Origin of the sequence: Winogradskya consettensis, assembly GCF_018332715.1 — a bacterium.
GTDB classification, from domain to species: Bacteria; Actinomycetota; Actinomycetes; order Mycobacteriales; family Micromonosporaceae; genus Actinoplanes; species Actinoplanes consettensis.
The window spans coordinates 1-642 of record NZ_BOQP01000107.1 but is presented as its reverse complement, the minus strand read 5'-3'; the positions used below and the strand labels follow the sequence as shown (position 1 = coordinate 642).

The following is a 642-nucleotide window of genomic DNA, read 5'->3' as shown; positions in this document are numbered from 1 at the left end:
CGCACGCGGCATGCTCTGCACGCCAAAAAAGCAATCATAGCACGCCATAAACACCGCCACCGCACCATTACCGCCGCTACGTTCGGTCAGGGTACGGCTCCAATTACGGCTACGCATACTCTTCCTTTTTCAATATTATTGAAGCATTTATCAGGGTTATTGTCTCATGAGCGGATACATATTTGAATGTATTTAGAAAAATAAACAAATAGGGGTTCCGCGCACATTTCCCCGAAAAGTGCCACCTAAATTGTAAGCGTTAATATTTTGTTAAAATTCGCGTTAAATTTTTGTTAAATCAGCTCATTTTTTAACCAATAGGCCGAAATCGGCAAAATCCCTTATAAATCAAAAGAATAGACCGAGATAGGGTTGAGTGGCCGCTACAGGGCGCTCCCATTCGCCATTCAGGCTGCGCAACTGTTGGGAAGGGCGTTTCGGTGCGGGCCTCTTCGCTATTACGCCAGCTGGCGAAAGGGGGATGTGCTGCAAGGCGATTAAGTTGGGTAACGCCAGGGTTTTCCCAGTCACGACGTTGTAAAACGACGGCCAGTGAGCGCGACGTAATACGACTCACTATAGGGCGAATTGAGTGAAGGCCGTCAAGGCCTAGGCGCGCCGGATCCCCCGGGCCATACTAGT

1 protein-coding gene is annotated in these 642 nt (G+C 48.8%); it reads left to right on the top strand.

All coding sequences use genetic code 11. The features are described 5' to 3' along the window. Nucleotides 1–186, top strand: a 186-nt coding sequence (locus Aco04nite_RS50185) for a hypothetical protein (RefSeq protein WP_213003926.1), incomplete at its 5' end; no start/stop codon positions are given. Between the last annotated feature and the right edge of the window lie 456 nt (nt 187–642).